Here is a 21,287-nt window from a genome sequence, read left to right on the forward strand (position 1 = left end):
CCGGCACACGAGGTGAGCGGGCCCCGGCGTGCACCCGGCATCCGGCTTCAGCGGCGCACCAGACCCAGCACGCTCAGCCCGAACATCAGGACTCCCAGGGGGAGGTGGACCGACGGTACGTGCGCGATACCGAGCACGACCTGGAGCGAGGCGAGAGCGAGGAGGCCCGATGCATACAGCACGGGCCGGGGCGAGCCACCGCCCGGCTTCCACGCCAGCACCGCCGCGAGCACGCAGAGCATCGACGCCCCGTACATCACGCGGGCTCCGGCACTGTGCAGCGCCTCTCCGTACGGCGTCGACAGCAACAGTCCGGCGGAGACCGCCTGGAGGAAGATGGTCAGGGTCTGCAGTGCTGTCGCGGTCTGCAGGAACGAGAAGCTGCGCCGTACGGTCACCTGCGTGGCCATGTCACGGTCCCCTGTTCCGCCCCCGAGGGGCAGTTGATCGATATGGTCTCACCGGCCCGACGACACGGGCCCCCGAAAGGTAAGGCCGGGGCACGATCGGGAGCATGGGGATGACCGGGAACAGCACCGACGGGCCGGCGGGCGAACGGCGCCAACTGATCAATGTGGCGTACCGGCTGCTCGGTTCCCTCACCGACGCCGAGGACGCCGTACAGGAGGCGTACGCCCGCTGGTACGCGCTGCCACGAAGCCGGCGGGCGGAGATCCGGACCCCTGGCGCCTGGCTCACGACGGTGACCGGCCGCATCTGCCTGGACGTCCTCGGCTCGGCACGGGTCCGCCGGGAACGCTACGTCGGTGCGTGGCTGCCCGAGCCGCTGCCCGACCGCACCGGACGGAACCACGGCGACGACCCCGCCGACCAGTTGGTCCTGGACGAATCGGTGGCCATGGCCTTCCTCGTCGTCCTGGAGTCGATGACCCCCGCCGAGCGGGTGGCGTTCGTCCTGCACGACGTCTTCCGCTATCCCTTCGCCGACATCGCCGGCGTCCTCGACCGGAGCCCTGCCGCCTGCAAGCAACTGGCGGCCTCCGCCCGCCGGCGACTCTCCGCCCCTCGCACTCCGGTGACGAGGGCCGGGCAGGATGCCGAGGCGGTGCGGCGCGTCAAGGATGCCTGGGAGACGAAGGACATCGCCGCCCTCGTCGATCTCCTCGACCCGGCGGCCGTGATGACCGCCGACGGCGGCGGCATGGCCGGCGCCGCCCTGCACCCGGTCGAAGGCGGCGCGCGCATCGCCCGCTACATGGTCGCCATCGCCGACAGGGCGCCGGGGCTCGAACTCCTGGAGCGGTCGGTCAACGGTGCGCCGGGCCTGGTGGCCCGGCGTGCCGGTGCCGTCATGACCGTGGCCGCGTTCGAGGTCACCGACGGCCGGGTCACCCGGATCTGGGCCGTCCGCAATCCGGAGAAACTGCGGCCGTGGACGCGGGACGCGGGGAACCGGCCGGACGCATCACCGATCGCGTGACGGTCTGATCCCCTCACCGTCCGCCCTTCGCCGTGCCCTTCTTGTCGCAACACCACCGAAAGAGTTCGAAACTTTCGATAATCCAGACCAGGATCTCGGATCCGATTCTTTCACCATGCTGCGGGAGTCTGCATTCCGATCGAGCCATAGGGCCACCGAACAGGCATGATTCCTTAGAATCGCCCCTCCGAATCGCTCGACGCTTTCGTAACGAGTGTCGAAAGTATTGACACGAGACGGACCCAGTTCAACACTGTTCGCCGTTGGCAGACCACAACAACTGTCGATCCTGGTCTGCCCGACCCGGCGCTGACGGTGACCGTGCTCAGACGTTGTGGCGCGGCCCGGCCTGTTCCACCGACATCCCCGCGGAAGGCGTCCCGCGCTGCCCGGACACACCCGGCGTCTCGCACACGAGGAGGAGCACACGCAATGAACGACATACCCGCACGGTCGACGAGTCGCAGTAGCGCACACGGCCGGCTCCGACGGTTCATCCGCAATGCCTTAGCCATGGCGACGGCCGCCCTGGCCGTGCTCGCCCTGCCCGGCACAGCCGCCGCCGACACGGTCGTCAACTCGAACCAGACCGGAACCGACAACGGCTACTACTACTCCTTCTGGACCGACAGCCCCGGCTCGGTCTCGATGAACCTGTCATCCGGCGGCGGCTACGGCACCACCTGGAGCAACACCGGCAACTTCGTCGCGGGCAAGGGCTGGAGCACGGGCGGACGCAGGAGCGTGACCTACTCCGGCACCTTCAACCCGTCCGGCAACGCCTACCTGACCCTCTACGGATGGTCGACGAACCCCCTCGTGGAGTACTACATCGTCGACAACTGGGGCACCTACCGCCCGACGGGCACCTTCAAGGGCACCGTCACCAGCGACGGCGGAACGTACGACATCTACGAGACGACGCGCGTCAACGCCCCCTCGATCGAGGGAACCCGCACCTTCAAGCAGTTCTGGAGCGTCCGCCAGTCGAAGCGCACCGGCGGAACGATCACCACGGGCAACCACTTCGACGCGTGGGCCCGCAACGGTATGAACCTGGGCACCTTCAACTACATGATCATGGCCACCGAGGGCTACCAGAGCAGCGGCAGTTCCAACATCACGGTGGGCGGAACCTCCGGCGGCGGCGGGGGTGGCGGCGGGACCGGTGGCTGCACCGCCACCGTGACCGCGGGCGACAGATGGAGCGACCGCTACAACCTCAACGTCTCCGTATCGGGTTCGAGCACCTGGACCGTCACCATGCACGTCCCCTCCCCCGCGAAGGTCCTCTCCACCTGGAACACCTCCGCCACCTACCCCAACGCACAGACCCTGACCGCCAGATCCAACGGCAGCGGCAACACCTGGGGCGCCACCATCCAGGCCAACGGCAACTGGACCTGGCCCTCCGTCTCCTGCAGCACCGGCTGACGTCCGGCTGACCGGCATCCGCGGGGCCGCGGCGGTCCTTGTCCACCGCGGCCCCGCCCTCAGCCGATTCCCCCCATCCTCCAGGACGCGAAGGAGCCCCTCATGCGCATCACGCCACGCCTCTCTCCACGGCCCCTGGTCACGGCGTTCGCCGTAGCCGCGATGGCCGCCACGGTCGCAGCCACCCCCTCGCCCTCGCACGCCGCCCCGGCCGCCGCGTGCAACGGATACGTCGGGCTCACCTTCGACGACGGCCCCTCGGGCAGCACGCCCGGCCTGCTCAACGCCCTGAAGCAGAACGGGCTGCGTGCCACGATGTTCAACCAGGGGCAGTACGCCGCCTCCCAGCCCGCCCAGGTCCGGGCGCAGGTCGACGCCGGCATGTGGGTCGCCAACCACAGCTACACCCACCCGCACCTGATCCAGCAGAGCCAGGCCCAGGTCGAATCCGAGCTCTCCCGCACTCAGCAGGCCATCGCCGCGGGCGGCGGGGGCACACCGAAGCTGTTCCGCCCTCCGTACGGTGAGACCAACGCGACGGTGCGGTCGGCCGCGGCCAAGTTCGGGCTCACCCAGATCATCTGGGACGTCGACTCGCAGGACTGGAACAACGCGAGCACGGACGCGATCGTGGCGGCCAACGCCCGGCTCACCGACGGCCAGATCATCCTCATGCACGACTGGCCGGCCAACACGCTCGCCGCGATCCCGCGCATCGCCCAGGGCCTGGCGAGCCGGGGGCTCTGCGCCGGCATGATCTCCCCGCAGACAGGCCGTGCCGTGGCACCCGACAGCGGCGGCACCGGTGGTGGCGGGACCGGCGGCTGCACCGCCACCGTGACCGCGGGCGACAGATGGAGCGACCGCTACAACCTCAACGTCTCCGTGTCGGGCTCGAGCACCTGGACCGTCACCATGAACGTCCCCTCCCCCGCGAAGGTCCTCTCCACCTGGAACACCTCCGCCACCTACCCCAACGCACAGACCCTGACCGCCAGATCCAACGGCAGCGGCAACACCTGGGGCGCCACCATCCAGGCCAACGGCAACTGGACCTGGCCCTCCGTCTCCTGCAGCACCGGCTGACCGGCGCACCACCCCGGACGGGACGGCGGGAGCGGCGGTTCCCGCAAGCCGCCCCACCGTCCCGTCCCGGGCCCCGCGGGCACCGCCGGACCGCGCCATGATCCGGCAGTATGCCGGTGATTCCGGCCATGCGGAGTTGCGCACTCGAAGGATCCGAAACCCACGGGGTCCATGGCCGTCTGCGTCGCGCTCACGGGGCCGCCGCCCCGGGTACGGGCTCCTGACTCCGGCGGCCGGGCGCGGCAGCCGGAGCGTGCGGGGCGTCGGGGGTCAAGGCGTGACGATGGCGAAGTCGGGGTCGGGGGTGTCGAGCAGGCCCACGAGAGTATCGAAGACCTGCGGATCGCCCTGGACGTGCACGTCGTCCAGTCCCTTGCCCGCCAGGACTGCCAGCAGTTGCGGCTTGGTCAAGGTCAAGGTGAGGTCCGCGTCCTGGCCGGAGCCGTTCGGCTGCGGGACGGTGTCGGCGCTGCGATAGGTGAGGGCGCCGTTGGAGAGCAACAGGTGCCAGGTGCGGCTCTCGTCGGTGACGTTCCAGATCATGGTGAGCTTCTCGTCCCACGCGCGTGGACCGTCGATGCGGATGGCGAGCGAGTCGATGAGCATGTCGATGGTGAGGGCCATCGCCATTTCGGGGTTCGTCGTCTCCAGCGCGGTGTGCGCGACGGTTCCGCGCAGTTCCTGAGCGCCCATCAGGTAGAAGTTGCGCCACGGACCGTTCTCCGCGCCGAATCCGAGCTTCTCGTACACCGCGGCCAGCGCCTGCCTGGCGATCGAGTCGTCCGGGGCGGCGAAGACCGCGTGCCCCAGCAGCGTCGCGGCGAACCGAAGGTCCCCTGCGGCCGCGTACTGCTCGCCCTTGGCGACCAGGGCCGCGACGCCACCGTAGTCCGCGGCGAACCGCTGGGCCTGCTCGACCGGCGGGTGCTCCCACAGGTGCGACGGGTTGCCGTCGAACCATCCCATGTAGCGCTGGTAGATGGCCTTGACGTTGTGGCTGACGGAGCCGTAGTAGCCGCGGTTGGCCCACCGGTTCGCGACCGCCGGCGGAAGTTCGATCTGTTCGGCGATCTCCGTGCCGGTCAGTCCCTGGTTGGTCATGCGCAGAGTCTGGTCGTGGAGGTAGGCCCACATGTCGCGCTGGCCGGCCAAGTGCTCGATGATGCGGTCTCGGCCCCAGGTGGGCCAGTGGTGGGAGGCGAACGCGACCTCGGCCCGGTCGCCGAACAGGGTGATCGTCTCGCCCAGGTAGTGCGCCCAAATGCGGGTGTCGCGGACCACCGCCCCGCGCAGGGTCAGGATGTTGTGCATGTTGTGCGTCGCGTTCTCCGCCATGCACAGGGCCCGCCGGTCGGGGAAGTAGAAGTTCATCTCCGAGGGTGCCTCGGTGCCCGGTGTCATCTGGAAGATGATCCGCACACCGTCGACGGTCTCCTCCTGACCGGTGCGCGTGATGTCCACGGTCGGCGGAACGAGGGTGATCGTGCCCTTGGACGTCGTCATCCCCAGGCCGGCACTGATATGACCGGCAGGGCCCTTGTCCAGTTCCGCGCCGTACATGTAGACCGCGCGGCGGGTCATCGCGCCGCCCGCGTACACGTTCTCCGCGACCGCGTGCTCGAGGAACCCGGCCGGCGCGATCACCGGTACCGGGGCGTGGCCGTGCGGCAGAACGCCGCGGGAGCCTCCGAAGTGGTCGCCGTGCGAGTGGGTGTAGATCAGACCGGTGACGGGGCGGTCGCCGCGGTGCTCGCGGTACAGCGCGAGTGCGGCGGCTGCGGTCTCGGCGGAGATCAGCGGGTCGATGACGACGACCCCGGTGTCACCCTCGACCAGCGTCATGTTCGACAGGTCCAGGTTCCGGACCTGGTAGATCCCCTCGGTGACCTCGAAAAGGCCCTGCTTGTTGCACAGCTGGCTCTGCCGCCACAGGCTGGGGTGGGCGCTGGCAGGGCAGTCCCCGTCGAGAAACGCATACGCGTCCCCGTCCCAGACCACCCGCCCGCCGTCCGTCCGGACGACCGCGGGCGAGAGGGCGGCGACGAAGCCGCGGTCGGCATCCTCGAAGTCGGACCTGTCGGCGTAATCGAGCTCACTCATGGACAACGAATAGCGCAGAAGGGACCCATTTGCGGTCATATGCGTCGCGCGCCCCTCGACAACTTGTGAGCAGTGCGGTCGCGGACCGCGATGTCGGGCTCGTTCACGAGCCGGTGCACCAGTCGCCGGCGCGTGCCGGCGGCGAGCGAGCGTCTGTGGAAGGGGGCCGACCGCGAGTCCGCAGGCCACCACCCCGAACATCTGCGGAGGGGCTCTCGAACTGAAGCCGCAGGACAAGCGCCCGGCCTCGAACACAACGCCCGCTGAACGGAATTGGACGGGAGTGGCGACAGCGCCGGCGAAGTCACCCTCCGCGGCAGATCAGTTGGCCTGCGGTCGTCGTGCTCGGCGCCCCCGTTCCCTATCCTGTTCGCAAGCTGATCATCCGCTGCCGCGCCCATCCAGGAGTCCGCCATGTCCCGACCTGAGAACGATGCCCCCGCCCTGCGCATCGACACCAGCAGACCTCATCCCGCCCGGATGTACGACTGGTTCCTCGGGGGCAAGGACAACTATCCGGTGGACGAGGCCATGGGCCGGCAGATGCTCGCCGTCGAACCCGGGGTTCCGGTCATGGCGAAGGTGAACCGGGCGTTCATGCACCGCGCCACCCGATGGCTGACGAGCAACGGAATCCGGCAGTTCCTGGACATCGGTACGGGGATACCCACCGAACCCAACCTCCACCAGGTGGCCCAGCAGGCGGCGCCCGACACCCGGGTCGTCTACTGCGACAACGATCCGATCGTCCTGGCCCACGCCGAAGCCCTGCTCAAGGGCACCGAGGAGGGCGCCATCGACTACGTCGAGGCGGACGCGAGGAACGTGGACGTCATCCTCGAACACGCGGGCAAGACGCTGGACTTCAGCCGGCCGGTCGCGCTCTCGCTGATCTCGTTGCTGCACTTCGTGAGTGACGAGGACGGCGCCTACGAACTGGTGGGCCGGCTGACCGAGGTGCTCGCACCCGGAAGCCACGTGGTGATCTCGCACCTCACGGCCGACTTCCACCCGGCCGAGGCCCGCAAGGTCGACGCGATGTACAAGGCCAACACGCTCACCCTGGCCCCCCGCACCCGTGATCAGTTCTCCCGCTTCTTCGACGGGCTCGAGATCGTCGAGCCGGGCATCGTGGCCGCCGAGACCTGGCACCCCGAGCTCGGTGAGCCGGTCCCCGGCCAGGACGACGTGATCAGCGCCGGCTACGTGGCGGTCGGCCGTAAGCCGTAGCTCCGCACCACGCCCTCCTCGATGGGCCCTCCTCCGGGAAGGGCCCACCGAGGTCTGTCCCACCGGTCTCCTCGCGGGGTCAGTCCCGCCACCCGCCGACGTCCGCGTGCCGGAAGCAGGAGACGACCACCACGAGTGGCCAGAACGACTGCGCGAAGGTGATGACGCGCTCGGCCGCTCCCGCGGCCCCGAGCAGAAGCAGGGCCAGCAGAAACCAGGCACCGCCGAGCCACATCAGCGCGGCGGCCGTCGTGGACGGCGCGGGCCGCAGTCCCCAGGGTGCCTCCCGGCCGGGGAGCCGCGCCGTCGCCTCTGCCCCCGGGCCGGTTTCACGGACGGGCGCGATCCGCCGCCGGCCGGCGTCGCGCCGCACAGCCAGGACCGGCCACACGGCCAGCAGCACGAATCCCACCGACACGACCACACCGTGGGAGAACGAGCCACCGCTGCTCGGAGCAGGAAACAGGGGCAGCATCATCACCGAGAACCCGCCACAGGCCAGGGTCACCCGCCCGGACGGCGCGGCGGGGCGCAGTCCGCACGCGGTGACCACATGGCAGGCTCCCAGTGCGAGCAGGGCCGACGTCATCACCCAGTACCCACCGGCACCATCGGCGGCCAGGACACTGATCGTCGTGGACGCGGGGTCGTAGGCGGGTCCCTGGAGCTCCGCCGAGACCGCCCAGCCGCCGACGAGGAGGAGCGGGGCACTCACCGAGGAGAGCAGGACCCACCAGGGGACAGATCGCATCGGTGAACGGTAGAACGCCCGGAACGGCAACCACGGGTGCACACGCAGGCGGGCGCGTACTCCGCCGGCGAGGGGGTAGACGGGTGACGCCGGATCAGATGACGGCGCGCGAACCGCGCTGCCGAATCTTCCGGCTGACGGCCCGTATTCCGGCGCACCGCACCGCCCCGCGCACGGATCGAACCAGAGGAGAACCCGCTGTGCTGACACCCAGTCCTCAGGACCTGAGAGTGGCCCTGGCCCGTTACGCCGACGCCCGGATCGAGGACGCCCGCCGCTCGACCGAGGCCACCTCCCGGGTCGTGGAGGACGCCGCCTACACCCTGTGCGTGATGACCGGCACCCAGGCCGTCCAGCAGGCCCTCCAGGTGGCGGACTCGATGCTGGGCATGCGCGCCACGGTGTCCCCCGGCCTGCGCCGGCCCGTCGGGGCCCAGCAGGACGACAGCCTGCTCACCGCCTGAGCGGATGTCAGCGGGCCCGGCCCGGTGACGTCCCGCCCGCGTCCGGCATGCCCGCCGTCGGCCTAATCCCACCCGGTACGACCTCGGCCCCGGGACGCTGTGCGGGTGGACGAGAGCCGGGCGGGAACGGGCGACGAGAAGATCACGGAACGGCTCACCGCGCTGTCCGACGGGATCTTCGCCATCGCCATGACCCTGCTGGTGCTCGATGTCCGAGTGCCGCCGGGACTGAGCGCCGGGGGATTCCGGGAAGCCGTGGTCGACGTCCTGCCGGACCTCGGCGCCTACGCCCTGAGCTTCATGATCCTGGCCGCCTTCTGGCGTGACCACCGCCGGATCATGGAGCTCGTCCCCCGGTTCGACGCGCTGCCGCTGAGATTCGCGCTCATCTGGCTGGGCGCGATCGCCCTCATCCCCTTCCCGACGTCGCTCCTCTCCGAGTACGCCTCCGAGCCCTTGGCCGTAGCGGTCTACGCGGGCGCCGTGAGCGTCACCAATCTGCTGGAACTGGCCGTGCTGAGGACCGGACTGCGCCGGTCATGGCCGAAGGATCACGCCGCGGAGCGGACCGCCCGCTCCATCGCCGACGACCTGGCAGGAACGGCTCTGGTCTTCGGCGCCACCGTGCCGCTCGCCTACGCCTTCTCTCCCGCGACCGCCATGTGGTCATGGCTGGCGCTCGTCCCGGTCAAGGCCGTACTCGGCCGCAGGAGCCGCCGCGTGCCGTCCGTCTGACGCGGGGCGGGACGGCGAGGGGCCGGCACCACGGCAGTGGTACCGGCCTCCACGTCATTCGACGGCGGTGACCAGGGATTCGTAGTATGCGCCGAGCTTCCGCAGGTAGAAGAGGTCGCCCGTGTCCTGGTCGCGCTCGAAGCGCGGGGCGTCCTTGATCTGCTCCTTGGTGCACCCGACCTTGACGACCTGTTCGCCGGCGTCGACGGCGGTCACCACGCCCGCCGGCACGACGACGCTCCTACCGAACTTCCAGACTCCCGCGTCGATCACCAGATGGTCGAAGCCCGGGACCGGCGAGAGCCTGACGACGGTTCCCACACTCCCGTCCGGTGCCTCCACGCCGTAACCGATCACGTCGTCATTCAGCGAGCCGTCCAGCTGTGCCGGACGGGTCCAGACCGTATCCATGGTCGCCCTCCTCCTGGCAGCCGGCCGGATCCGGCCGCCGGACCTTCCATATGCCCCCGCGAGCGCGAGCGAAGCGGTCCGGACCGGCCCTGTCCCCGGTCGGGGGCTACCGGGCCATCTCGTAGGCCCCGGACAGCGCCTCGACGCGGTCCCAGACCCTCGCCGAGCGGTCCCCATCGACGACGGGACGCCGTATCGCGGCGACGGCCCAGGCCTGCTGCTCGGCGGTGGCGGAGTCCTTGCCGTGCAGCTCGACGGCGTTCGCGGAGAAGTCCCGGACGAGTACGGAGAACAGCTCGTCGAGCACGTCCTCGTCCAGGCCGGTCAGCCGGGCCTGTTCCAGGATCAGCTGGCCGTGGACCACCAGAGCGAAGAGCTGGCCGACGGAGAGCAGGAAGTCCAGGTCGCGGCTCTGCTGCTCGTCGGGCGCGGCCTCGGCGACGAAGGCGCACAGGGCGTCCGCCTGCTCCCGGAAGCGCGCGACGTTGGGGACCGCCGCGTACGCGTCGTAGGCGGGGCGCCAGTCGTGGAAGCGCACCGAGCCGAGACCGCGGGCCGGGCCCTGCCGGAAGAGGAAAGCGTCGTCCACGGCGTCCGGACGGGGCGGCACGGGCTCGTACGCCACCGGTTCCAGCAGGTGGTTGCGCATGAACTTCAGGATGAGGGCGAGGTTGACGTGAACCGTTCCCTCCAGCTTGGGCAGGCTGCGGATCTCCACGGCCGCCTGGGCGAAGTAGGTGTCCTTCTCGAAGCCCTTGGCGGCGATGACGTCCCACATCAGGTCGATGACCTTCTCGCCCTCGGTGGTCACCTTCATCTTCGTCATCGGGTTGAAGAGCAGGTACCTGCGGTCGTCGGGTCCGGCCGAGCGGAAGTAGTCGACGGCGCGGTCGCTGAACAGCTTCATGCCGACGAGCCGGACGTAGGCGTCGGCCAGCTCCCGGCGGACGTGGGGGAAGGCGGTCACGGGGCGGCCGTAGAGGATGCGGTTCTGCGCGTGGGTCACGGCCTCGTACATCGCGTGCTCGCAGATGCCGATCGAGGCGGTGCAGAGGTTGAACTTGCCCACGTTGACGGTGTTGAGAGCCGCGTCGAACGCGGCGCGGCCGGTGTGCAGCACGTCGTCGGGGCCGACCGGGTAGCCGTCGAGGCGGAACTCGCTGACGTACTTGGAGGAGTCGACGACGTTCTTCACCACCTGGTAGGCGGAGTGGCGGCTGTCGGCCGCGAAGAAGACGTAGCCGTCGGGGCCTTCGACGTCGGTGCGGCGGCCGAAGACGGAGACGAGGCCGGCCGCGTTGCCGTTGCCGATGTAGTACTTGGAGCCGGAGGCGAGGAAGCCGCCGTCCGCGTCAGGCTCCAGGAGCATGTCGGTGGAGTAGATGTCGGCGCCGTGCGTCTTCTCCGACAGCCCGAAGGCGAACACCTCTCCCTCGGAGAGGAGCCGTGCGGCGCGGCTGCGGGCGGCGGCGTTGTCGCTCTGCCAGACCGGGCCGAGGCCGAGGATGGTCACCTGCCAGGCGTACCAGTAGTCGAGTCCGTAGAACCCGAAGATCTCGTTGAGCGCGGCGATCCGGGCGGTGTCCCAGCGCTGGTCCTCGTGCTCCGCGGCGGAGGCGGGGGTGAGGAAGGTGGAGAAGAGGCCTTCCTTCGAGGCGAACTCGAGGAAGTCCCCCAGCCAGGCGCGGGACCGGTAGTCCTCGATGAGCCGGCGCTTTCCGCGGGCCTCGAACCAGTCGACGGTGGCGCGCAGCAGCCTGCGGGTCTCGGGATCGAAGTGCGCCGGGTCGTAGGCGTGCGGGTTGAACAGCAGCGGGTCGGCCATGGTGATACGCCTTCCGGGGAGAGGTGGGCGGGAGGTGGGTGCGGGACGGGTTCAGGTGAGCCTGTGGAGGGTGGCGAGTACGTCGTCGAGCCAGGCGACCGTCATCCGCTCGTACGCGATGCCGCCGCGCAGCACGACGTGCTGGAGCTCCTGACCGGCGTCGAGGGGTGCGGGGGCGCCGGGCCCGGTGAAGTCACGCAGTTCCCCGGCGAGGTAGTGCGCGAGCCGGTCGCTGTGTACCTGGTGGTGCCGCTCGACCTCGTCCAGCAGCGCGGCCGGGTCGTCGAAGGCGGCGCCCCGGATCTTCACGGCGAGGTCGTGGCGGAGGCTCTCGGGTTCGATCGGCTCGTGCAGCCAGTCGGCGAGGGCGGCGCGGCCGGGGCCGGCGACGGAGTACTCCTTCTTGTCCGGCCGGCGCTCCTGCGGGACGTCGCGGACGTCGAGCAGGCCGTCGCTCTCCATGCGCTTGAGGACGCGGTAGATCTGCTGGTGCGTGGCGGTCCAGAAGTACCCGATGGACCGCTCGAACCGCCGGGCCAGCTCGTAGCCGGAGCCCGGCTGCTCCAGCAGGGAGACGAGGATCGCGTGTTCGAGCGCCATGCCCCGATCGTCTTATGCAACTGGTTGCATAGCAAGCTTCGGCGGCCGGGTGAGACGCTCCTCACCCGGCCGCCGCGCCACGCACCTTCAGCGCTCGCCCCACGGGGCGTCGTACTTCTCGGCGAGCACACGCGCCTCTTCGTCCGTCAGCAGACGCGGGGACCGCTCCCCCAGGGCCAGGAGCAGAGCGGACACCTCCTCCAGTTCCACCGCCGCGTCGACGGCCCGGGCCATCGTGGGGCCCGCCATGACGGGCCCGTGGTTCTGGAGCAGCGCGGCGCGGAACGGGAAGGGCAGCCGCGCGAGGTCCTCTGCCTGTCCCGCGTCGCCGGGCGGGGCGTAGGGGACGAGCGGGGTCTGGCCGACCCGCATGACGAAGTACGGGGTCAGTGGCGGCACCGCGCTCCGCCGCGACCACGGGGGGAGACAGGACACGGCGGTGGCGTTCCGGGAGTGCAGGTGGACGACGGCGCGGGTGCCGGCGTCCCGCCGGTAGAAGGCGCTGTGCAGCGGGAACTCCTTCGACGGCCTCGGTCCGTCGAGGTGGGCGCCGTCGAGGCCGAGCACGCTGAGCCCGTCGGGGTCGATCTCGGCGAGGTCGGCGCCGGTGGGGGTGATGAGGATGCGGTCGTCGACCCGGACGCTGAGATTTCCGGAGGAACCGGGACTGAGCCCGAGGGCCGCGAGCCGGGCGCCCGCGACGGCGAGGTCGGTGCGGGGGTCGGTCATGCCAGTGCGCTCCAGGCTTCCGTGAAGATGGTGGTGTCCCCGAAGTTGCCCGACTTGAGGGCGAGATCCACGGTGTGGTCCCGGTCGTGCGCCCGGCCTTCGGCACGTGCCCAGGTGACGCCGGGGGCGATGGGCGAGCCGATGGACAGGGTGCGGACGCCGAGGGCGGTGACGACGGCTCCGGAGGTCTCGCCGCCGGCCACCAGGAGGCGGCGTGCGCCTGCTCCCACCAGGTCGGTGGCGCAGGTGGCGAGGGCCCGCTCGACGATCTCGGAGGCGGCGGGGCCGTCGTGCGACGCCGGGTGTTCGAGGTCGCCGAGGTCGTCGACGGCGTAGATGAGAGGCGGCTTCGCGGGGTCTTCGTCCCAGGCCCGTCGCGCGAAGGCGACGAGTCCGGCGACCGTCCCGGCGAAGTCGGCGCGCAGGGCGGCCAGGTCGAGCTTGCGGTGCGGCAGGTGGCCGCGCGCGTGGGCGACCTGGGCGCGCGTGGCGGACGACGCGCTGCCGGAGAGGACGACGCCGGGGTCGCCGGGGCGGGAGGCGGGCGTCGCGCGGGCGGCTTCGGCGTGCGGGCCGGTGAGACCGAGGGCGAGTCCGGCCGCGCCGGTGACGAGGGTGAGGTGGGCGGTGGCCGCGCAGACGGTCACCAGGTCCTCGTCGCTCACGGCGTCCACCACGACCAGGGCGTCGGCGAGATCGGGGGCGTCGAGAGCGGCACGCAGGGCGTCGCCGCCCTTCCGTACGGTGTCGAGCCCGACGAGGCGGACGGGGTGACCGGTCTGCGGGGTGAGCAGCCGGCCGACATGGGAGTCCCGCATCGGCGTGAGCGGGTGGTGCCGCATGGGGCTCTCGTCGAGGAGTTCGTCGTGGACGAAGAGGCGGCCCTTGTAGACGGTGCGTCCGGTGGCGGGGAACGAGGGGACGACCACCGTGCGGCGTTCGCCCAGTTCCGCGAGGAGTGCGTCGGCCACCGGGCCGATGTTGCCGCGCGGGGTGGAGTCGAAGGTGGAGCAGTACTTGAAGTAGAAGCGCTCGCAGCCGGACCGGCGCAGGGCACGCAGGGCCGCGAGTGACGTTCCGACGGCCTCCTGCACCGGCGCGGTGCGCGACTTGAGGGCCACCACCACCGCGTCGGCATCACGCACGGCCGCCGGCCCGGGGCCGTCGGAGAGGGCGTCCGGTCCCACGGTCACCACGGTCCGGTGGCCCCGGGCGACGAGCATGGTGGCGAGGTCGGTTGCTCCGGTGAAGTCGTCGGCGATGGCCCCGAGGGTCGGCATCGGACCTCCTTGCGTTGGGGGGTGCGGTACCAGGTGGAGTTCCCCGGCAACCTGCGTGTGAAAAAATGTTAACAGACTTTACGCAGACGGGATCTGCTGGTACATCTTGTTAACACGCTCCCCTGTGGTGCTCGTGCCGTAGCCGAGACCGCGTCTGCCGGAGCCGTTGAACCGAGCCGTGTGCCCGTCTAGGAGAGCCCATGAACCTGCATCACCTGTTCGCCGGAACCGGCGACCGGACCGTGCGCTACGCACTGTCCGGAGCCGGCGGCGGCTTCGCCCGGACCCTGCTGGCGCAGACCCCGCGCATCGGGCGTCTGGCTCCTGCCGTCCTGTGCGACCGTGACGTGGAGCGGCTGCGGGGCATGCTCGTCGAGCTCGGCTACCCGGCAGAGAGCCTGGCCGTCTGCGCGGATGCCGGCGAGGTCGCGCGGGCCTCGGACGAGGGGGCCGTCGCCCTGGTGGCGGACGGCGCGCTGCTGACCGCCGCGCCCTGGGACATCCTCGTGGAGGCGACCGGAAGCCCGGCGGACGGATACGCGATGGCCCGCGAGGCGCTGACCGGCGGCCGTCACGTCGCCATGGTCAGCAAGGAGGTCGACTCCGTCGCCGGGCTGCACCTCGCGGACCTGGCCCGCGACAACGGCGTCGTCTACACCACGGCCGACGGCGACCAGCCCGCGAACCTCATCGCGCTGGTGACCTGGGCGGAGCTGCTGGGCCTGGACGTCGTGGCGATCGGCAAGTCCAGCGAGTACGACCTGGTCTTCGACCCCGCGACCGGCTCGGTCACCCAGCTCGACACGACGGTCCCCGCGCCCGAGCTCGCCGGGCTGATGGGCCTCGGCGACGACGTGCGCGCCACGCTCGCCGCCCGCGCGGCCGCCGTGACCGCGCTGCCGACCGGTGCCACCGCCGACTACTGCGAGATGGCGGTGGTCGCGACCAACACGGGCTTCCGTCCGGACGTCGAGCGCCTGCACTACCCGGTCGCCCGGATCGCCGAACTCGCCGATGTCTACGCCCTGCGCGAGGACGGCGGTCTGCTGCACCGCTCCGGTGCCGTCGACGTGTTCAGCGCGCTGCGGCTGCCGGACGAGGCCTCGTTCGCCGGCGGTGTCTTCGTCGTCGTACGCACCGGTGACCCCGTCACCTGGGAGACGCTTCGAGGCAAGGGACATGTGGTCAGCCGGGACGGGCGCTACGCGGCGGTCTACCTGCCGTACCACCTGATGGGCGTCGAGACACCGGTCTCGCTCCTGTCCGCGGTGCTCCACGGACGGCCCTCCGGCGGCACCGATCCGCGCGCCCACGCCATGCTCGCCGGGCGGGCCGAGCGCGACCTCCCCGCCGGCACGGTGCTGGACATGGGCGGCCACCACCACGACGTCACCGGCGTCCAGGCCGTCCTGCTCCGCGACGAGGACGCTCCCGCCGACGCGGCACCCCTGTACCTCGCGGCGCACACCACCCTCGGGCGGGATGTCCGGGCCGGCGCCCTGATCACCCTCGGCGACCTCGCCGACCCGGACGCGGACCTGCTGCACGCCTGGACCGCCGGGCGTGCCTCGCGCGCCACCGACGCCCCTGCCTCCCACGTGAGCCGATGATGAGTACCGACCTCCAGAATCTCCTGCTGGGCGCGGCCGCGGTCGTCGTCCTGATCCTGCTGATCACCAAGGCCAAGCTCCATCCGTTCCTGGCGCTGGCGCTGTCGGCCCTGGGCCTGGGTCTCGCGGCGGGCCTCGGTCCCGGCGACACCGTCGAGCACTTCCAGGACGGCTTCGGCGACGCGCTGAAGAGCACCGGACCGACGATCGGGCTGGGCACCATCCTCGGCGGCATCCTGCTGGGCTCAGGCGGAGCCGACAGGATCGCCACCGTCTTCATCGGCGCACGCCCGGTCAAGTGGATCCCGACGGCGATCACCGCCGCCGCCCTGCTCATCGGAATGCCGCACCTCTTCGACGTCAGCTTCGTGATGCTGGTGCCGCTGGTGTACGCCGTCGCCAAGCGCACCGGCACGCACCTGCTGTACGTCGGTCTGCCCCTCGCCGCGGGTCTGTACATCTCCCACGGCCTGCTCCCGCCGCACCCCTCCCCCACGCTGGCGGTCTCCGCGTACGGGGCGAACACCGGCCTGACCATCATGTACGGCCTGATCATCGGCATCCCGATCGCGGTGATCAGCGGACCGCTGCTGACGAAGTTCGCCTCGCGATGGTTCGGCCCGGCCCCGGACCTCGACAAGGGCCCCATCCCGGAGACGAGCCCCGAGCCGGAGAACCGCAAGCGGCCGGCCTCCTTCGTGCTCGCCCTGATCACCGTGCTGCTGCCGCCCGTCCTGATGCTGATCGGGACCGTCGGCACCGCGAACACCACGGAGGGCTCCCTGCCCTACGCGGTCTTCGAGGCCTGCGACTCCTCGGTCATATCCCTGCTGGCCGCGGTGATCTTCGCCTTCTTCGCTCTGGGACTGCGCTCCGGTTTCGGTCTGAACCAGCTCCAGAAGATGGCGGGCAAGGGCCTCGGCCCGGTCGGCGGGATCGTGCTGATCCTCGGCGCCGGCGGCGGTCTCAAGGCGATGCTCACCGCGACCGGCATCGACAAGCTGATCTCCGACTACGCGGTGGACTGGTCGATCCCGCCGCTGCTGCTCGCCTGGCTGGTCGCCGCGCTGCTGCGCATCTGCCTCGGCTCGGCGACCGTGGCCACCGCGGCCGCCACCGGAATCGTCGCTCCGCTGATCGGCGCCTACCCGGGCCTCTCCCCCGAACTGCTGGTGCTGGCGACGGCGTCGGGAGCGGTGATGCTGTCGCATGTCAACGACTCCGGATTCTGGCTGTTCAAGGAGTACTACCAGCTCTCGGTGGCCCAGACGTTCCGCACCTGGACCCTGATGCTGTCCCTGCAGTCACTGCTCAGCCTCGGCGGCGTACTCCTGCTGAGCACGTTCGTGGGGTCCTGACACCGCGCCGTGTTGGGACACGGCAAGGCGGGACGGCACAATCGAGCAGCGACCGCGGTGGTCGCGCGAGGAAAGGTAAGAAGCAGTGGCCGAGGAAGAGCAGTTGCCCCTGATCCCCGATCAACGGCGCGAGCTCCTGTTGAAGCATCTGCGGCGCGACGGAGTACTGAGCGTGCAGCAGATCACCCAGCTCTTCGGCGTCTCCCACATGACCGTCCGCCGCGACATCGCGGAACTGGAGCGTCAGGGACTGGTGTTCTCCGTGCCCGGCGGGGCGCGGATCGCCAGTCACCTCCAGAGCGAGCCCAGCTTCCAGGCCAAGTCGGAGATGGAGCAGCCCGAGAAGCAGGCCATGGCCACATCCGCCGCCGAGCTCGTGCGAGAGGGCATGACGGTCTACCTGGACGCGGGGACGACACTGCTGGCCATGGTGCCGCTGCTCGCGCGCCACGAGTCGCTGACGGTCGTCACCAACGACTTCACGACCGTCGACCGGCTGATGGCCTCGTCGCACCTCGACGTCATACACATCGGCGGCCAGGTGGACCCGTCCAACCGGTCGAGTGTGGGCCGGCTCGCGGCCACGACGCTGCGTCAGCTCGCACTCGACATCGCCTTCATCAGCACCAGTTCCTGGGACCTGCTGCGCGGGGTGACCACCCCGTCGGCGGCGAAGGTGGAGGTCAAGCAGGCGGCGATGGAGTGCACGGGGTCGAGCGTGCTGGTCGCCGGCGCGTCGAAGTACGGGACGTTCGGCAAGTTCCGGGTGGCACCGCTCAGCGCGTTCGACACCATCGTCACCGACGGCTCCCTGGCCGAGGCCGCCGCCGAGGGGCTGCGGGCCGGCGGCGCCGACCTGCGACTGACGTCCGTCTGATCACGCTCAGCCCGCCCTTGCCCTTCCCCTCCGGGGCGGGCAAGGGCGGCGCCGCGTTCAGACGGCGTCGGCGTCCGTCCCGGTGAGACGCGCCGACACGTCCCACAGTGCGCGCGCCGTGTCCATGTCCTGCGCACGGGCCGACATGCGGGCGGGAGCGGGACCTCCCCTCGTCTCGCCCAGCAGCCGGGGCCCGTAGTAGCTTCCGCCGAGCGCGTCGGTCAGCGTGGCCGCGTACAGGATGGGGAGCGCGCCGGCGGACGGACGCTGGGTGTAGAGGCGCGTCAGCCGTTCCAGCTTCGCCGCCCAGGCACGCCCGGCCAGCCGGGGGCCCGCCTGTCCGAGCTCCGTCGCGGAGAGGCCGGGATGGGCGGCCAGCGACAGGACCGGCCTGCCCGCCGCGTCGGCACGGCGCTGCAGTTCCGCGGTGAAGAGCAGGTTGGCGAGCTTGGACTGCCCGTAGGCACGCCACTTGTCGTAGCCGTCCTCGGCGTTGAGGCCGGCGAAGTCGATACGCCCGATGCGGTGCGCCAGCGACGACACGGTCACGACCCGCGAGGGTCCGCCCGTACCGAGGAGGGGCAGCAGATGGTGCGTCAGCGCGAAGTGCCCGAGGTGGTTGGTGCCGAACTGCATCTCGAATCCGTCGGCCGTCCGCAGCAGGGGCAGGGCCATCACTCCCGCGTTGTTGACCAGCAGGTCGAGCCTGCCGTCGGTCTCCTTCGCGATGTGGCCGGCGGCCTCGGCGACGGAGGAGAGGTCCGCGAGGTCGAGACCCACGAGCCGTGCGTCCGAACCGGGCGCGGCGCGGCGCACGGCGTCCAGGGCGCGCCCTCCGCGCTCCGGGTCGCGGCAGGCGAGAATCGTCCGCGCGCCGGAGCGTGCCAGGACGAGTGCGGTCACCGCTCCGATTCCGCTGTTGGCGCCGGTGACCACCGCGGTGGTGCCGGAGAGGTCGGGCATGTCGTCGAGAGTCCATGAGTGCATGTCTCCCGCCTCCCCGGCGAGAGCCGTCGCACACCCGTGACCTCCGTGAGGCATGGGTACTCGTCCGATGGACCCTCCTCAGTCACCGTCGCCCCGGGCGCGTGCCACGGGGTGCGCGGGCGACTCCGCTCCGGTCTCTCCGGTCACCCGGGTCCCCGGGTGCAGATGCGCGCACACGTACGCGACGGCCAGCGCGATGGCCATTCCGTAGAACACCCACTGGTTCGCCTCCGCGAAGTCCAACCTCACCGCGTCCATCGAGTCCCGCATGAGCGTCGCGATCCGGCCGTCACCGGCCGGTTCCCGGGCGTCAGCGTGTCCCGTGACGGCCTCCGCGACCGACCGGGCGGCGTCGTTCGCCACGCCCGCCGGAACGCCCTTGGACGTGAGGGTCTCCACGACCTTGTCGGTGGTGACATGGGTGAGGACCGTCCCGAAGACGGCGATCCCGATACTGGCCGCGTAGTTGCGCACGGTCTGGGTGATTCCGGTGACCTCGCCGTACGAGGCTCCGATCGACCGGTTGACCGCGTCGGTGGAGGCCGGCGCGAGGAGGAAGCCGATGCCCGCGCCGGCGAGTGCGGCATAGGGCCACTGGTCGTGCATCGAGAGGTCCGTCAGTTTGTTCGCCCACAGGGCGAACCCCAGCGCGCCGAGCGCCGTACCGGCCATCATCGCCGGCCGTGCTCCTCGCCGGTCCAGGATCCGGCCGCCCCACTGGGAGGCGATCCCGAAGCCGATGAAGAAGTACAGCAGGTACAGCGCGGCCTGGTTCGGTGAGGCGCTGAGCGAGACCTGGGCGTAGACGGAGGCGAAGAAGAACACGGGGACGAAGGCCAGCATCGCGAAGAAGAGGACGAGCATGTCGACGGTGAACGCCCGGTCGCGGAAGACCTTCAGCTCGATGAGCGGTTCCGCGACCCGGAGTTCGTAGCGGCAGAACACCACCAGGACGGCGAGCCCGCCGAGGACGCAGGCCCAGGTGGCGACACTGCTCCAGCCCCACGCGGACGCCTGCTGGAACCCGAGCACGCTCAGCCCCATGCCCACGGCCACCAGGACCGCCCCGGGCACGTCCAGCCTCGCCCGCCGACGGGACTCCGGGATGCGGGCCATGGCCGCCAGGACGAGGGCGACGACCGCGACCGGGACGTTCACCCAGAAGATGGCCCGCCAGGTCCAGGCGGTCAGCCAGCCGCCGAGCAGCGGTCCGACCGCGGTCAGCGCACCCGACAGACCGAAGAACAGCGCCAGCGCCCGGCCACGCTTCTCCACCGGGAAGACGGCGATGACGACGGCGAGCGCGGCGGGGAACATCAGCGCCGCACCGAGTCCCTGGGCGGCACGGAAGATGATCAGCCAGGTCTGCCCGAAGTCACCGGTGGGGACGCATCCGCACAGGACGGAGGAGACGACGAACAGCAAGGTGCCGATCACCATCACCCTGCGGTGGCCGATGATGTCGGACAGCCGCCCGCCGAGTGCGAAGAAGGCGGCGAGCGAGAGCAGGTACGCGTTGACGACCCATTGCATACCGGAGGAGGAGAGTCCCAGTTCGTCGATGATGTCCGGCGCGGCGATGGAGACGATCGTCTGGTCGATGAAGGTCATCGAGACGGCGAAGAGCATCGCCGCCAGGGCCAGCGTCTGCCGGGCGGCGCCCCGCCCGGCGGGGGGTCCGGCGGCCGCGCCTCCGCCGGGACCCGGAGGAACTCTGTCGTTACGCATGAGCCGAGTCTGAACCGGAAGGGAACCGCGCGCACATCAGGGCGGGGCGGGCTGTACGGCGGACGGCGGTGCCTCAGGTCCCCCTGCGGAGCAGGCCCGCGGCGACGAGTCCCGCCAGGCCCACGTCGGCGTCCGTGTACTCGCCTCCGAGCAGGTGATCGACGTAGGCGTCCGGTGCCAGCGTGAACGGATCGACGAACTCCTCCGCGTCGGGGGTGGGTTCGGCGACCTTGCGGCACTCCCTGGCCAGCACCGCGTATCTCACGTGGGTCGCGTAGGAGGCCAGGTAGGTCCTCATGACGACCTCGGCCGTCCCCGCCCGGTAGCCGGTCTCCTCCAGGAGTTCCCGCGCCGCCGCGTGCAGGACGTCCTCCCCTGGCTCGATCATTCCGCCGGGAAGCTCCGCCAGCACCTTGCCCGGACCCGGGCGGTACTGGCGTACGAGGATGCCCCGGCCCTCCTCCGTGAACGCGACGAGGGCGACCGTCCGGGAGCCCTCCAGGATGTCCCAGTCCGATTCCCTGCCGTCGGGCTGCACGTAGGTTCGGCACCGGACCGTCAGATAACCGGCCGGCTCCGGACGCTCGCTCTTCAGTCGCCACGTCATCGCGCCACCACTCTCCGTCACGAACGGATCATGT

The 21,287-nt window shown here is 70.7% G+C and carries 20 protein-coding genes; 9 read left to right on the forward strand and 11 right to left on the reverse strand.

Going from position 1 to position 21,287, the window contains the following annotated elements; genetic code table 11:
- Positions 1 to 47: 47 nt before the first annotated feature.
- Positions 48 to 410, reverse strand: a complete 363-nt coding sequence (locus ACIRJR_RS15755; protein WP_403779818.1) for a hypothetical protein — start codon at positions 408 to 410, stop codon at positions 48 to 50.
- A gap of 104 nt (positions 411 to 514) precedes the next feature.
- Here ACIRJR_RS15755 and sigJ point away from each other — a divergent pair, with 104 nt between their 5' ends.
- From sigJ to ACIRJR_RS15770, 3 genes are all read left to right on the forward strand, one after another.
- Positions 515 to 1,441 (forward strand): RNA polymerase sigma factor SigJ, encoded by a 927-nt coding sequence (gene sigJ, locus ACIRJR_RS15760; RefSeq protein ID WP_403779821.1) that lies wholly within the window; start codon positions 515 to 517, stop codon positions 1,439 to 1,441.
- A gap of 513 nt (positions 1,442 to 1,954) precedes the next feature.
- Positions 1,955 to 2,875 (forward strand): glycoside hydrolase family 11 protein, encoded by a 921-nt coding sequence (locus ACIRJR_RS15765; protein ID WP_403779824.1) that lies wholly within the window; start codon positions 1,955 to 1,957, stop codon positions 2,873 to 2,875.
- A 102-nt stretch (positions 2,876 to 2,977) separates the two neighbouring features.
- A complete protein-coding gene (locus ACIRJR_RS15770) occupies positions 2,978 to 3,961 on the forward strand; it encodes a polysaccharide deacetylase family protein (protein ID WP_403779827.1) in 984 nt (327 codons plus the stop codon).
- Positions 3,962 to 4,231: 270 nt separating this feature from the next.
- Here the strand turns inward: ACIRJR_RS15770 and ACIRJR_RS15775 are convergent, their stop codons facing one another.
- Positions 4,232 to 6,061, reverse strand: coding sequence for an alkyl/aryl-sulfatase (locus tag ACIRJR_RS15775; RefSeq protein WP_403779830.1), 1,830 nt, complete (start codon positions 6,059 to 6,061; stop codon positions 4,232 to 4,234).
- A gap of 414 nt (positions 6,062 to 6,475) precedes the next feature.
- Between ACIRJR_RS15775 and ACIRJR_RS15780 the strand changes: the two genes are divergently transcribed.
- Complete coding sequence (locus ACIRJR_RS15780) at positions 6,476 to 7,291, forward strand: SAM-dependent methyltransferase (protein WP_403779833.1); 816 nt, start codon at positions 6,476 to 6,478, stop codon at positions 7,289 to 7,291.
- Positions 7,292 to 7,370: 79 nt separating this feature from the next.
- Here the strand turns inward: ACIRJR_RS15780 and ACIRJR_RS15785 are convergent, their stop codons facing one another.
- Complete coding sequence (locus ACIRJR_RS15785; RefSeq protein ID WP_403779836.1) at positions 7,371 to 8,042, reverse strand: DUF998 domain-containing protein; 672 nt, start codon at positions 8,040 to 8,042, stop codon at positions 7,371 to 7,373.
- A gap of 200 nt (positions 8,043 to 8,242) precedes the next feature.
- On the opposite strand from ACIRJR_RS15785, the gene ACIRJR_RS15790 reads away from it, so the two are divergent.
- Positions 8,243 to 8,506: a DUF5133 domain-containing protein gene (locus ACIRJR_RS15790; RefSeq protein ID WP_403779839.1), complete on the forward strand. Its 264-nt coding sequence runs from the start codon at positions 8,243 to 8,245 to the stop codon at positions 8,504 to 8,506.
- Between the two features lie 105 nt (positions 8,507 to 8,611).
- Entirely contained in the window at positions 8,612 to 9,241 is a 630-nt protein-coding gene (locus ACIRJR_RS15795) for a TMEM175 family protein (protein ID WP_403779842.1), read from the forward strand.
- A 54-nt stretch (positions 9,242 to 9,295) separates the two neighbouring features.
- On the opposite strand, the gene ACIRJR_RS15800 is transcribed toward ACIRJR_RS15795, so the two are convergent.
- The 5 genes from ACIRJR_RS15800 to otnK form a co-directional block, all read right to left on the reverse strand.
- Positions 9,296 to 9,652, reverse strand: a complete 357-nt coding sequence (locus ACIRJR_RS15800) for a hypothetical protein (protein WP_403779845.1) — start codon at positions 9,650 to 9,652, stop codon at positions 9,296 to 9,298.
- 106 nt (positions 9,653 to 9,758) lie between these two features.
- Entirely contained in the window at positions 9,759 to 11,477 is a 1,719-nt protein-coding gene (locus ACIRJR_RS15805) for an acyl-CoA dehydrogenase family protein (protein ID WP_403779848.1), read from the reverse strand.
- Between the two features lie 51 nt (positions 11,478 to 11,528).
- Positions 11,529 to 12,077, reverse strand: coding sequence for a PadR family transcriptional regulator (locus ACIRJR_RS15810; protein WP_403779851.1), 549 nt, complete (start codon positions 12,075 to 12,077; stop codon positions 11,529 to 11,531).
- Between the two features lie 87 nt (positions 12,078 to 12,164).
- Entirely contained in the window at positions 12,165 to 12,806 is a 642-nt protein-coding gene (locus tag ACIRJR_RS15815) for a class II aldolase/adducin family protein (RefSeq protein WP_403779854.1), read from the reverse strand.
- Positions 12,803 to 14,086: a 3-oxo-tetronate kinase gene (gene otnK / locus ACIRJR_RS15820; RefSeq protein WP_403779857.1), complete on the reverse strand. Its 1,284-nt coding sequence runs from the start codon at positions 14,084 to 14,086 to the stop codon at positions 12,803 to 12,805. Before otnK ends, ACIRJR_RS15815 begins: the two co-directional genes overlap by 4 nt.
- Before the next feature lie 200 nt (positions 14,087 to 14,286).
- Between otnK and ACIRJR_RS15825 the strand changes: the two genes are divergently transcribed.
- The 3 genes from ACIRJR_RS15825 to ACIRJR_RS15835 all read left to right on the forward strand — a co-directional run bounded on the left by ACIRJR_RS15825 (position 14,287) and on the right by ACIRJR_RS15835 (position 17,931).
- Positions 14,287 to 15,696, forward strand: a complete 1,410-nt coding sequence (locus ACIRJR_RS15825; RefSeq protein WP_403779860.1) for a homoserine dehydrogenase — start codon at positions 14,287 to 14,289, stop codon at positions 15,694 to 15,696.
- Positions 15,696 to 17,054 carry a gluconate:H+ symporter gene (locus tag ACIRJR_RS15830; RefSeq protein ID WP_403780347.1) on the forward strand — a complete coding sequence of 453 codons (1,359 nt, stop codon included), beginning with the start codon at positions 15,696 to 15,698 and terminating at the stop codon, positions 17,052 to 17,054. The genes ACIRJR_RS15825 and ACIRJR_RS15830 overlap by 1 nt, the downstream gene beginning before the upstream one ends.
- 85 nt (positions 17,055 to 17,139) lie before the next feature.
- Positions 17,140 to 17,931 (forward strand): DeoR/GlpR family DNA-binding transcription regulator, encoded by a 792-nt coding sequence (locus tag ACIRJR_RS15835; RefSeq protein WP_403779862.1) that lies wholly within the window; start codon positions 17,140 to 17,142, stop codon positions 17,929 to 17,931.
- Positions 17,932 to 17,988: 57 nt separating this feature from the next.
- Here the strand turns inward: ACIRJR_RS15835 and ACIRJR_RS15840 are convergent, their stop codons facing one another.
- The 3 genes from ACIRJR_RS15840 to ACIRJR_RS15850 form a co-directional block, all read right to left on the reverse strand.
- Positions 17,989 to 18,918 carry an oxidoreductase gene (locus ACIRJR_RS15840; RefSeq protein ID WP_403779865.1) on the reverse strand — a complete coding sequence of 310 codons (930 nt, stop codon included), beginning with the start codon at positions 18,916 to 18,918 and terminating at the stop codon, positions 17,989 to 17,991.
- 78 nt (positions 18,919 to 18,996) lie between these two features.
- Entirely contained in the window at positions 18,997 to 20,646 is a 1,650-nt protein-coding gene (locus tag ACIRJR_RS15845) for an MFS transporter (RefSeq protein ID WP_403779868.1), read from the reverse strand.
- Between the two features lie 73 nt (positions 20,647 to 20,719).
- Complete coding sequence (locus ACIRJR_RS15850; protein ID WP_403779871.1) at positions 20,720 to 21,274, reverse strand: NUDIX hydrolase; 555 nt, start codon at positions 21,272 to 21,274, stop codon at positions 20,720 to 20,722.
- Positions 21,275 to 21,287: the final 13 nt, after the last annotated feature.

This window comes from Streptomyces sp. NPDC102402 (genome assembly GCF_044765765.1).
Classification (GTDB): Bacteria; Actinomycetota; Actinomycetes; order Streptomycetales; family Streptomycetaceae; genus Streptomyces.